The 13013-nt window shown below is 39.8% G+C and carries 9 protein-coding genes and 1 pseudogene; 3 read left to right on the forward strand and 7 right to left on the reverse strand.

Features of this window, described 5'->3' with window-relative positions; all coding sequences use genetic code 11:
• The first annotated feature begins 225 nt into the window (after positions 1 to 225).
• Positions 226 to 1107 carry a UTP--glucose-1-phosphate uridylyltransferase GalU gene (galU, locus tag NST24_RS16975; RefSeq protein ID WP_250026660.1) on the forward strand — a complete coding sequence of 294 codons (882 nt, stop codon included), beginning with the start codon at positions 226 to 228 and terminating at the stop codon, positions 1105 to 1107.
• A gap of 26 nt (positions 1108 to 1133) precedes the next feature.
• Here galU and tagH read toward each other — a convergent pair whose 3' ends face one another.
• The 5 genes and pseudogenes from tagH to tagD all read right to left on the reverse strand — a co-directional run bounded on the left by tagH (position 1134) and on the right by tagD (position 6900).
• Positions 1134 to 2738, reverse strand: coding sequence for a teichoic acids export ABC transporter ATP-binding subunit TagH (tagH, locus tag NST24_RS16980; RefSeq protein WP_342462026.1), 1605 nt, complete (start codon positions 2736 to 2738; stop codon positions 1134 to 1136).
• Between the two features lie 19 nt (positions 2739 to 2757).
• Complete coding sequence (locus tag NST24_RS16985) at positions 2758 to 3585, reverse strand: ABC transporter permease (RefSeq protein WP_058336999.1); 828 nt, start codon at positions 3583 to 3585, stop codon at positions 2758 to 2760.
• A 131-nt stretch (positions 3586 to 3716) separates the two neighbouring features.
• A pseudogene (locus NST24_RS16990) lies at positions 3717 to 4871 on the reverse strand (CDP-glycerol glycerophosphotransferase family protein); the annotation flags it as partial.
• 74 nt (positions 4872 to 4945) lie between these two features.
• Positions 4946 to 6415 carry an alpha-glucosyltransferase N-terminal domain-containing protein gene (locus NST24_RS16995; RefSeq protein WP_342462027.1) on the reverse strand — a complete coding sequence of 490 codons (1470 nt, stop codon included), beginning with the start codon at positions 6413 to 6415 and terminating at the stop codon, positions 4946 to 4948.
• Positions 6416 to 6510: 95 nt separating this feature from the next.
• Complete coding sequence (tagD, locus tag NST24_RS17000) at positions 6511 to 6900, reverse strand: glycerol-3-phosphate cytidylyltransferase (protein ID WP_008343212.1); 390 nt, start codon at positions 6898 to 6900, stop codon at positions 6511 to 6513.
• 370 nt (positions 6901 to 7270) lie between these two features.
• On the opposite strand from tagD, the gene NST24_RS17005 reads away from it, so the two are divergent.
• Positions 7271 to 8041 carry a WecB/TagA/CpsF family glycosyltransferase gene (locus NST24_RS17005; RefSeq protein ID WP_342462029.1) on the forward strand — a complete coding sequence of 257 codons (771 nt, stop codon included), beginning with the start codon at positions 7271 to 7273 and terminating at the stop codon, positions 8039 to 8041.
• Between the two features lie 11 nt (positions 8042 to 8052).
• Entirely contained in the window at positions 8053 to 9240 is a 1188-nt protein-coding gene (locus tag NST24_RS17010; RefSeq protein ID WP_342462031.1) for a CDP-glycerol glycerophosphotransferase family protein, read from the forward strand.
• A gap of 17 nt (positions 9241 to 9257) precedes the next feature.
• Here the strand turns inward: NST24_RS17010 and NST24_RS17015 are convergent, their stop codons facing one another.
• Together NST24_RS17015 and manA are read right to left on the reverse strand one after the other, a co-directional pair.
• A complete protein-coding gene (locus NST24_RS17015; protein WP_342462032.1) occupies positions 9258 to 11888 on the reverse strand; it encodes an N-acetylglucosaminidase in 2631 nt (876 codons plus the stop codon).
• 125 nt (positions 11889 to 12013) lie between these two features.
• The gene (manA, locus tag NST24_RS17020; RefSeq protein WP_041507862.1) at positions 12014 to 12964 is read right to left on the reverse strand and encodes a mannose-6-phosphate isomerase, class I; all 951 of its coding nucleotides are present in this window, start codon (positions 12962 to 12964) and stop codon (positions 12014 to 12016) included.
• Positions 12965 to 13013 lie beyond the last annotated feature (49 nt).

Raw genomic sequence — 13013 nt, forward strand, 5'->3', positions numbered from 1 at the left:
ATACAAAAGAATAAGAACGAATCCTAATCATTCTATTCTTAATCTTTACATCACCTTTACTCTTTTCAACATGAATATTTACACAAGTTCTTTACAATTGGTTTTAAATCTTTCTCGTAAATCATTTGTCATTTCTATCATTTGTAAGTTACACTTTATGAAAGATGAAAAATGAAGGTCATGTCACATCATTTTTTTCTATATGTAAGGAAGGTGCAAAGTTCATTGAAAAAAGTACGTAAAGCCATTATACCAGCTGCAGGTCTCGGGACACGTTTCCTCCCTGCCACAAAGGCTATGCCTAAAGAAATGCTACCAATCGTTGATAAACCCACCATTCAATATATTATTGAAGAAGCTGTTGAGTCAGGAATTGAAGACATTATTATTGTCACTGGAAAAGGGAAAAGAGCCATTGAGGATCATTTTGATTTTGCGCCAGAGCTTGAGCGCAACCTTGAAGAAAAAGGAAAAAATGAACTTTTAGAAAAAGTGAGAAAATCCTCTAATATTGCTGATATTCATTACATCCGCCAAAAGGAACCTAAAGGACTCGGACATGCCGTTTGGTGCGCACGCAACTTTATCGGTGATGAACCCTTTGCTGTTTTATTAGGTGATGATATTGTCCAAGCCGAAACACCTGGACTTCGCCAGCTGATGGATGAATATGAAAAAACCTTATCATCAGTGATCGGCGTTCAACAAGTAGCAGACAGCGATACGCATCGCTACGGGATCATTGATCCTCTTACCCAAGAAGGACGCCGCTACCAAGTGAAAAACTTTGTTGAAAAGCCGCCGCAAGGAACCGCACCATCCAATTTAGCCATTTTAGGGCGCTACATTTTCACGCCAGAGATCTTTATGTACCTTGATCAACAAGAAATTGGTGCAGGCGGAGAAATTCAGCTGACAGATGCCATCCAAAAGCTCAATGACATCCAGCGTGTATTTGCCTATGATTTTGAAGGAAAACGATATGATGTCGGAGAGAAGCAAGGTTTCATTGAAACGACGCTAGAGTTTGCCCTACAAGATGAAGAGCTAAAGAAAAAACTCATTCCATTTATGAAACAGCTACTTGAAAAAGAAGAAGTGAATTAAAAAAGCTGCCGGCATCGGCAGCTTTTTTATTTGGTCGCTGAAACAGTCAGCGTATGCTGTTCATTATCGATAACAAATAGATGATATTCGCCTTTTACTGCGAATTTCGTTTGTTTTTCATTCATCCAGACATTTTGTTCTGTCAGCCCAAGTGTTGAAGGAGAAATGGGCATGATCTCGTGGAACACCATCGTATTTGCCTGGCCATTTTCAATCACATAATCGGTTTTCTCAGTGGTCAGCCGCTCAATAGTATCGCCTTGTTCACTTTTGACCGAGCTAAGTGTCTGCATTCTTTGCTTCAGCACAGACTCTTCTTTTCCAAGAAAAGAAAGTAAGTACTCATACGAACCTGCAGATGCGGGTGATACGTAGGAATTGAACTGTGCTGGTCCGATGGATAACGACTTCAATTCGTCTGCGTTTTGTAGCGCATCAGGTTGCACATAATATGTCTCTGATGCTATTTTGATTTGAACGACTTGTTTATTTTTAGCCACAGCCTTTACTTCTTGTCCAAACGATAATGTGACATCTGCCTTTTTTTTCATGGCCCTGTCTGTATAAACCGTCATTGGATCTGCCTTAACTATGGCCTGTTGATCAATCTTTTTCATATCATCAGAGGCACCTTTCGTCTCATGGTTCGTTGACTGGGGCGCCTCTGTTTTACCTGAGGGAATTGCACCAAATGTCGCCAGTGTACGCAGCGGACGATCCGAAAACATAGAAAGGGCAAGTAAGATGGTTAAAACAGCTATTATGGTGACTTGAAACGCCGGTCCGAAAAAGGAACGTCGTTTTCCAGTGTCATTATACCTCGTGACCTTCTCTGTCGTTTGTAGGCCTTTTCGACCTTCCTTCTGTTCTGATTGATATTTTTGTTTATCTTTCTTGGAAAGCTTGTTAAACCAATCAACAAACTCCTTATACTCTTTCACAACCTTTTTCGTATCATCAAACATACGAAGTTCACCATAATGCATCCAAGCCACCCGATCACAGATTTTTTGGATTTGACTAATAGAGTGACTGACAAAAAAGATGGTCTTTCCTTGTTCTTTGAATTCGGTGATACGATCCACACATTTTTGATAGAAGGTTTGGTCTCCTACAGACAGTGCCTCATCAATAATGAGGATATCTGGATCGATATGTGCTGATATGGCAAAGCCAAGACGAGATTTCATTCCGCTTGAATAGCTCTTTACAGGCTGATCAATAAAGTCTCCAATATCCGCAAACTCTACGATTTTTTCATAAAGATCATCAATTTCCTTATTTGTCAGGCCCATCATTAAGCATTTTAAACGAATGTTGTCTTTACCGCTCAACTGATTGTTCAGCCCTGCCGCAATAGCAATTAACGAAGGCTGACCGTCCATATCAATCTCACCACTTGTCGGTGGAATGATTTTCGCTAAGAGGTTCGACATCGTGGATTTCCCAGACCCGTTGATCCCTACAAAACCAATCGTCTCTCCTTCATAGACATCAAAAGACACATCACGAACGGCAAAGAAACCTTTTTCATTTTTATTTGGTAAAAACAGCCCTTTGATCTTGTCCGACTGTTTTTTATATAGGACGTATTGCTTGGATACGTTTCGAAACGAAACCTTTAGTTTCATCGTATAATCTCCTTACTTTTTAAAGAAAATCGACAAATTTATCCCTAAATTTCATATGCAGTAATGAACCGACTGTTAAAAGAAGAAGCGTAATCAGCCAGAAATAAAGTGTATATTTGACATCATGGAAGAACCATTCTCCCTTTAACAAACTATTTCTGAAACCATCAATAATGTAGAAAAGAGGATTCAGTCTTAAAATATCTCCTATCCATGCTTTGTCTCCAGTGAGTTTCTCTGAGATATTCCAAAAAATAGGTAGTAAAAAGAAAAGTAAACGTGTCACTGATTGTAAAAGAAATTGATAGTCTCTTACGAGTACACTAATTGTTGAGTTAAACAAACTAAACGAAAACATAAATGCGATCATACATATAAGGTAGTAAATATATTGTAGCCAATGTGCGTCAGGATATATGCCATAAGAAATAAGCACAATGAGATAGACACCCATCATGACAAAATAGCTGAATAAGTTGGACATAATGACCACAGACGGCAGCGCACTAATCGGAAAATTCATTTTCGATACCATATTAATGCGTTTAAACACACTGTTTGATCCATCAAGGATCGTCGGACTAATGAAGAACCACGGTATTAATCCGGCAAGCATCCAGATGATAAATGGAATCTCCATGCCTCCAATGACAATTGGCTGTCCTCCGCGAATGCCTAAACCAAAAACAAACCAGTAAGCCAGCATTTGAATCAATGGATTTAAAAACTGCCATAAAACACCTAAATAATTCATCTGATATTTTGATTTTGTTTCATAAACAGCAAGTCGCATGATCAGCGGAAATGAACTGATTTGCTCCTTCAATATCGTCAACATTGCGTTCATTCTAATCTTCCTTAGATATAAGTTTTTGGAATTACTTTTTTTAAAAGCACCGCTCATAATTGTAACAGAAGTTGATGAAGATTTCACTTTATATCATGATAAAAGGCTTACAAGCCATTAGCTGTAAGCCTTTATCTTGTTGATTTGATCTTTTCAAATACCGAGTCGACAACACGCTTGGATGATTCTCCGTTCTCCAAGTAGCAGAATTTCTCATAAAATGATGTGAATGAAGCTGGTAATGTAAAGGTCGATTTCTCTGTCTCTTTGATCCAGTCAATCACACTTGCTGTTTCTTTCACAAGCGGACCAGGTGCTTCTTGTTCAAAGTCAAAATAGAACCCTCTTAGTTTGTCGCGATACGTTTCGATGTCTGGAACATAGAACAGCATTGGACGCCTAAGGTTTGCATAATCAAAGAATACGGAAGAGTAATCTGTCATGAGTAGGTCAGAAATCATATAAAGGTCTCGAATGTCTTCGTAATGGGAGAAGTCATAAGCAAAGCCTTCATATGGTCCGAGATCAAAGTTTTCCGCTACTAAATAGTGCATACGAAGGATGATGATATATTCTTCTCCGATAGATGACCTCAACTCATGCAGATCAAGATCCAATTCAAATTTGTAATTTCCAATTGTATAATATTGATCGTCTCTCCAAGTCGGTGCATAGAGGATGATTTTTTTATCAAGAGGCAGGTTCATCTTTTGCTTCAGCGCTCTTATCGTTTCTTCATTATTCTGATTGTACAGAAAATCATTTCTTGGATACCCTGATTCAATCATGGTCTGTTGAAATTGGAACGCACGTGTAAAGATCTCAGTCGAGTATGCATTAGGAGATATAAGACAATCCCATTTCGATGCTTCTTTTGTGAAATTCTTTTTATATTTCTTCGTGTTTGCTCCAGGAATATGAACTTCGTCCATATCCACAGCCAGTCGTTTTAAAGGCGTCCCGTGCCATGTTTGCAAGTAAGTTGTGTGGCCTGGTTTTGGAATCCATAGCGGCAAACGGCTGTTTACAACCCAATACTCGGCTCTTGCCATTGCAAGAATCCATTTAAACGACAGACGATGAATATAATAGATGCCCTTTTCTTGAAACGGTGCTTCGTACCCTTTTTTTACGCTCCAAATCAACGTATAGTCAGGGTGATTTTCTTTCATATACTCAAAAATAGCACGCGGGTTGCAGCTGAATTGTTTTCCATTAAAGCTTTCAAAAATAACCGTTTTCTTTTTTGGCTGCAGTTTACTGACACCCAAAAACAAGAGTTTAAAAACGATGATATATAAAATTGTAACGATTTTTTTCATTTTCATTCACATGCTTTCACAAAGATACAGTTCGTTCTTTAATTGATCTTCCAAGAGTAGTAACCATTTTTCGTTTGGTAAGACCACCCATCTATTGACGAAGGTTTGTTGGTGAGCAGTTCTTCTTCCACTTCTAAACGCTGTAATACCTCTTGATGATGTGTTTTTGACTTACTTCGGATGTAAAAATCGACATATTTCGTTTGATTGAGTTCGATCTGTTTCTTTGTTTGAAAATGACCAATCGGGAAAATCACTTGTTGATTTTCGTTGATGGTTTGAGAAATAATTTCAGCACCATTGACTCGATCAAATCCTGCAAAATCTATTTCTACCTGATCCGCAATGTTCATTTCACCTTCCATCTCAAGCTGCAGATGAAGGACATGATGCTCAGAGCTTACATCACGCAACATCCATCTTGCATGTTCCACAACACTTCTTAGTTCTTCTTTAAGTACTCGATTATCAAGCATATTCTGAAGAGCTGCTCCCCAAGAAGAACCATCATCCTGTGGCAATAGATAAAAGGAAGATTGTTCCCCTAAAACGTTTTCGACATCTTCCTTATGTTTCGGATGACAAAAGAAAATAGCATCTACTTGCTGCTTCCTGATTTGTTTAAATAGTTCTTCATAAAGAGTGTGCAATTGACGGGGATTTTCCTCATAGTGTGCGTCATGCACAAAAGCAGCATAAAATACTGAATCGGATTTTTCCATTTTAAACAGATCTTGATCTATCTCTCGATCTTCTGCAATCATCAATTTCATGCGTTCATTTTTTGTTTGAATATCAGATAGCCATTGCTGTACGATATCGGATTTTTTCACAAATGTGGTGATGCCTGTCTTCTTGTACCAATTAATATGCCTTACTGTATTCTTCTTGGCACTTCCAGAATATATGGTTTCCATGTAGATACTTCTATCATCTCTAATGAATTCTTCCAGAAAAGGGACACCCTTATGCGGAACATAGTGAAGTACTCTTCGTAAAGCGCCATGTATATCGTATTCTTCCCGTTTCATCAATTGCTGTTCTTCATTAAATTGATCTATATACAGAATGGGGGAAGAAGGTAGTTCGTATCTTGTCACTTGAACGGTTGAGTTGTCCTCAGATATAACGACTTCATTAATCGATTCCGATACGGTACCTGTAATAAACTCCGAATAAACCCTTTTACTCCCGCTCTCCGGTAAAATATAGTGTTCAAATACATTCAAGATGGAAATTTGAGGGTGAAAATTCTCCTCTAGGCTTCGAATATGCCCCTTTACATTTACATCAAAATTCAAAGTTAAGATGGTAGCTCGTTTATTCTTCTCAGCCAATGATTTTAATCTTAAGTTTAATGAATCCGTTAAGGTGTTGTCCTGTTTTGGCACATCCCCCATAATAAAGTAGTAGTCCATGTCAGGAATTTCAACCGATTTCATTGTTTCATTTCGTTCAGGTTGATCCAATGTGTGTTCACCTTTTTTCTTCATCCAATTTTGAAACACAGGAAGCTCTCCTTATAAAAATGATCACTTGCTATTGTATTTTACATGAAAAAGCACTTCTCACCAAAAGATAAGAAGTACTTTTTTTCAATCTATTATAGTCCAGCAATTTCTTCCTTAATTTGTGTTGTCGAAATACCTTCTGTTCTCTTCAAGTAAACGACTTCGCAATGCTCTTTCAAGAAATCAAATTTACCTTCCCAGTCATCCCCCATAACAAACACATCAATGTCATGTTCTTGTACGTCTCGGACTTTTTGATCCCAGCTGTTCTCTGGAATGACTTCATCTACATAACGAATGGTTTCTAAAATCAGCTTGCGATGCTCGTAGCTATGATAAGCCTTTTTTGATTTTTGTAAATTAAACTCATCTGTAGAGATGGCCACTACTAAGTAATCTCCAAGCTGTTTTGCACGCTCTAGCAGCTTGATATGCCCCCAGTGTAATAAATCAAATGTACCGTAAGTAATAACTTTCTTCATTGCAAACATAAACTCCTTTCTTCATCCTTATTCGACTGCTTCAAGCAGTAATGTTTATCCGTAATCCTATTCTCATCGGTCATGTTTTTTCGCTCTTCGGAACCTCATTATATCATAATGCCTAAAAAACGTTAAGAAAATGTAAAGACAAACTATTTCCAATTTAATGGATGAAATAGTGGAACTGCGCCAATACAGTATTTCAACGTTTTTAGAGACTAGTTGTTTATTAAAATGTCATGAAATTAAAAGGATTGTAAAGTTATTGTTAATATTTCATGGAGCAACTGTGATAAAATGATAAGTAGGCGAAGAATGAATTTACAATGAACGTTTCATAGATAACAAAATGAAAAAGGAGGTCTGAACAATGCAAACAGAAGTGGTCTCTAACCTTTCTTATGTAAATGGTGACTTAGATGAATTTATTAGCTATATCAACCAGCATCATATTTCCCAGAGAAGAGGCGCCATGATTGCGACAGTGAACCCAGAGATCGGCTATGCTGTCATGAAGGATGATGCATATCATCAAGTGGTTTCTTCTGCGGATTATGTACTGCCGGATGGTGTAGGCGTTGTGTTGATGTCACGCATGACGCAAAGTCCATTGAAATCAAGAATTGCAGGTTTTGATGTGTTCATGTCTATGCTTGATCTCGCAAACAAGCAATCTAAAAGTATCTTTTTATATGGTGCGAAAAAAGAAGTGCTTGAGGCTGTCAAACAGCGAATTGATACGGAATATCCGAATGTGGTGATTGCAGGCAGCTGTGATGGTTATCAAGCGGATAAACGGTTTGTGGCAAAACAAATTGCTCGTTCAAAAGCAGATATGGTGTTTGTTGCTTTAGGTTATCCAAACCAAGAGAACTTTATTTATGAATACCGTCATTTGTTCCCGCAAGCTGTTTGCATCGGTTTAGGCGGAAGCTTTGATGTATTTAGCGGAACGGTGAAGCGTGCACCACGCTGGATGATTAAAACAAATACGGAATGGCTGTACAGACTCATTGTCAATCCGTGGAGATGGAAACGAATGCTGAATATCCCAAAGTACGCTTTTGCCGTATTAAAAGAAAACAGAGGGAAAAAGCGCTACTATCCTGAGCAAGTAAAAGATCAGACGAAGCAGCTGTGAGAGACTGATACATGATGAATATACGCTCAATGATCATCTCATGCTATGCAGCCTTTGTTTCTTTTGCTGGATGGCTCATGAGCGGCGTGAAACCTCGTGACAATCAGGTGACGCTGCTTGTTTCATTCCAAGAGAATGCAGCTGCTCTCATCGATACTTATCAACAACAGGCGAATATGACAATGAAGCTCACTGTCCTCTATACGAAGCATGCTTCTGTGATAGAAAAGGACGTGCCTCATGTGTCATTTCGCTATTTTCATGAAAAAAATCCCATCCATCTCATTCAATGTATCTATACGATGCTGAAAAGCAAAGTCGTCGTCACAGATAATTATTTTCTGATGACAAGTGTGCTAAGAAATAGACCTTCTACCACTTGTATTCAAGTGTGGCACGCCAATGGTGCTTTGAAAAAGTTCGGTCTTGAAGATGCTTCAAATCATCACCGTAGTTCTCGTGATCTGCAGCGTTTCAAGCGGGTCTATGCGTCTTTCGATTATATCGTTACTGGCTCAGATCACATGCGCGAGATTTTCAAAACTTCATTTGGCGTCAACGACGAGCGTTTTTTGCCAACAGGTGTCCCCTTCACAGATGCGTACTATGATGAGCGCCCTATTTCCTTTCAGACGGATATTTTTCCAAAAGGCAAAAAAGTGCTGCTGTATGCGCCGACCTACCGGGACTTTGCAATGGACGGTCTTGTCTTACCTTTTTCTAAAGAACAATTGCAGAGTGAGCTGAATGGCGACTATATTCTGCTCGTCAAACTTCATCCTGCGGTGAAACATTTAGCCAAAGCAGAAACAGATGGCGAGTGGATCTTTGATGTGTCCGATCAGCCGCTCTTTCCATTGCTCTCTGTATGCGATGTCCTGATTACAGATTATTCATCCATTGTGTTTGAATATGCGCTGCTCCGAAAGCCTGTTTTGTTCTTCACTTACGATCTAGAGACTTATCGCACAAAACGCGGCTTAGTCGAACGTTATGAAGACATCATTCCAGGAAAGGCTTGCGTCACTCAAGATATGCTCTTAACGGAGCTTAAGCAGCTAAACGAATCAGCCAATCCAGACTTATTGAAAACCTTTGCTGAGGAATGGAATCAATATTCAAAAGGGAAATCAAGTCAGCAGCTTCTTTCCTTTATTGAACATCAGCTCTTACACAAAAAACGTCCGGCTTCTCATTAAGAAGCACGGACGTTTTTTTATTTGTTATACACGGGGATATCATAATACAGCGTATAGTTATCAAGTAAGTTATACAAACTATACATACGAGTGACCTGTTTAGAAGCCCAGCCAATATCTGTTGCATATTGGTGAGTGGCTGTCGCAGACCAGCGCATTTTGTAAATGGTATCTTGTTTGTATGTGGCATTATTGATGTAGCTGTTGCCAATGAATTTTGCCCCGCCAATAATGGCTGCCTCTGGTGTGAACCATTGCTGTTCATACGCATATTTTGCTCCGAGGTAATTCGGGTTACTGTCATATGCACCAATGCCATACATGTTGTACACGATTTTATCATTAAACTTCGTACCGTTCGCTAAAATGGAACTGCCGTTGCCTGTTTCAAGCAATGCATGTGAAATCAGATAGATTTCGTTAATATGATACGTTTTCGCTGCTGTGATAAAGGCTTGTCCTTTTCCGGCAAGAATGCCTTTCCCTGCTAAAATCTTCGTATTCACTTCAGTCGGATTGAGATTTGCAGCTTCAGAGAGTTTGAGAAATTGAAAATAAGATTGAGTGCCCTCCGCGATATTCGCTGGGTCTACATATTTTAATACTTCTGCTGAACTCGCATTTCTCCAGCCGAGGCTGATCTTGATCCAGTTGCCTTCTTTTCCAAGCTGCTTCACTTTTGTCCCTTTGTTCAGCTGTGCGACGATATTGCTAGCCGAACTTGAATCAGGCGTAGAACGTACATTTAGCCCGTCTGTATTCACTGTGGACGTCGCTGGGTCTACATATGTCGCATAGACGTAGGCTGCACCATCTGTCTGCGGCGACACCTTCATTTGTTTGTTTACCATCTCATTGACTGTGAGGTTATAATTCGTCTGCATCACCATTGGGCCATTTTTGATTTTTGTCGCTATGGCTGTCCAGCCGTATTGGCTTTTCACAAAAGCAATGGCCGCATTCGCATTTGGTAACCCTGTAAACTGCTGTGTGATGTTGATTTTATATGTCGGTTTTGTCGTTGTTGTATAAGCAGCTGGTTCATTTCTTTTTTTGAAGAATGTCATGCCTTGATCTCTTAAGGCAGCAGTCGAAATAACCCCTGTTTTGATCTGATATTGACCATAATCAGTTGCTCCCGTTTTTTGAGCGGCTGCTTTCATTTTTTGTTTGGTTAAATAACTTAAGGCTTGATTCAGCTTTGTCTGATTCACAGTTGCCTCTGTCGTAATACGGTATTGCTTAACAGCTTCTGTTAATGTTTTTGTACTGCTAGCAACTCCATTTTTTTTCATGATCTCTTGTGCCTGCTTTACTTTGCTTTGATCATATACAGGAGTTGTCATTAGGCTGTATGCTTTACTGACGGCTTGCCCCTTGCCTGTTGTGATGCTGCTTGTCACCTTTTGTGCTTTTAAGTATGCAGCACCTTTATTTACTTTTGTCTGATCTGTTGCTTGATTCACAACAAGTCGATACGTGCTGTCAGATGCTTTGCCTGTTTTTTTCGTTGTGGCGGATACTTTTTTCTTTTGGAAAAATGCCGTTGCTTTTTTCGCTTGATCATCGCCCAAAAGATTCCCAGTCACTACTTGATATGGCTGTGTAGAGGAGATCTTTTTAGACGTATAGCGCCATTTCTTTTTCTTGAAAAAAGCAACTGTTTTTGCGTAAGTTGTGTCATTTAATTGATTGAGCTTTACGATATAATTTTTCGTTTTCCCTACTCGCTGCACAGTCCCTGACGCACCAGCTTGTTTTTTGATCTGAGCCGCCGCTGAGGCTGCTTGCTTACTGTCTTTGAAATAACCTGATTCCATGCTATATACATTTTTAACAGCTCCAGCCTTCTGAATCTTTCCGCTGATTTTCGCTTCTTTTAGCAGCTGGGTCAGAAGGGTTTGCGCTTTAGACTGATTCGTTTGTGCAGCAGATGTGACGATGTAATACGGTTTGCCTGCTGCTACCGTTTGGAGTACTGCTTTTAAACCAGATTCCTTTTGAAAACCTTGCAGGATGGTATTTGCCTTACTCTGTCCGACAATATTGCCTGAGATCAGCTGATACACGGTGCCAGCTTTGTTTTCGGTTTGATATGTACTAGTGACTCCGGCCTGTTTTTGTAGTTCGGTTTGAATATTTTTGACTTTCGTTTCAGAATCAATGGCACCTGATATGACCTGATATGATGGTCTGCTTTGATTGATAGCTTCATATGTGCTATTGAGTCCTGATGTTTTCGTCAGCTCGAGCGTCAGTTTTTTCGCCTGACTTTCATCGTTGATTGGATCAGATACGATTTTCTGTAAAGGAAGGCGGTCACCTACTGGAGACACCGTACCGCTCATGCCTAACTCTTTTTTTAATGCAGCGGCACTTGCACTCGCTGCTGCTTGTGAGTCATATCCTGAGGCAGTCAGTTGATAAGTCGATGTATTTCCTGAGGTTTGATAAGTGGCTGTCCACTTCTTATCCTTTTTCAACGTGTCAACCGCTTTTTTCACTTCTGCTTCTGTTGTAAATACTTTTGAGGTGCTAATCGTATAAATGGATTGATCGACATAGGAGGCTGCTTGCGCTTCTTTGCCTGTGTGTAATGTCATACCAAAGGCAGCTGCGAGTAACATAATCTTGATGGTTTTTTTCACGGTCCCTGTCCCTCTCTTAACTTTGCATAATAGTCTACTAATCTCTTTATCGACAAAAACAAGTCTCTTTCAAGTCCTTTTATGCAATAGAAAAATAGAGGACTCCCTCGAAGTCCTCTTTACCTTTATATATGTGACACAATCAGTTCACAAGATCCTTCAATGGTGAAGTTCCCTGTTTCAGCCGGCAGGATAAAATGGGCTCCTTTTGGCAGCGGATATGTATGTCCATTATGCTCTAAGGACCCTTCCCCATTAATAACGCTGCACAGCAAAAACGGATAATCTTGCGATAGCTCTACTTTTTGATCAATTTCCCATTTATACACAGAAAAATATTCTGCTTCTACAAATGTTCTAATGGTCACCCCTGGACGAGTTTCTACTGATTCATCTGCATAACCGTCTACATGAGGAACCGTGGTAACATCAATGGCCTGCGTGAAGTGAAGTTCACGTTCATGGCCATTTTGGTCTTTTCGTTCATAATCATACACCCGATAGGTCGTATCTGAACTTTGCTGCGTTTCGAGAACCAGTGTGCCTTCACATAGTGCATGAATGGTACCGCTAGGCACATAATAAAAATCGCCCGGCTTAATTTTCACTCGCCGCAAAAGGCCTTCCCAATCTCCGCTGTTCATCATGGTCACAAGCTCAGTTCTCGTCCGTGCATTATGACCGTATATCATTTCTGCGCCTTCTTTGCAGTCAATGATATACCAGCACTCTGTTTTCCCAAGCTCGCCATTTTCATGTCTTTCCGCATAATCATCATCTGGATGAACTTGAACGGATAAGTCTTGGTTTGCATCTAAAATTTTTGTTAAGAGCGGGAAGCGATCGCCTTCTATTCCCCCAAACAATTCTCTGTGATTGTTCCATAGTTCGATCAGCGTTTTCCCTTTATATGGACCGTCTTGCACGACACTTGGTCCGTTTGGATGAGCAGAAATTGCCCAGCATTCTCCCGTTTGATCAGAAGGAATATCATAGCCAAATTGATCCCTTAAGGCTGTACCTCCCCATATTCTCTCCTTCAATTCAGGCAGTAAAAAAATTGGTGACTGCTTCATTCAGGATGACTCCTCCCTTTGCTACCCTTTGATAATCCTTGCCTAGCAT

This window comes from Bacillus sp. FSL R5-0286, assembly GCF_038593245.1.
Classification (GTDB): domain Bacteria; phylum Bacillota; class Bacilli; order Bacillales; family Bacillaceae; genus Bacillus; species Bacillus altitudinis.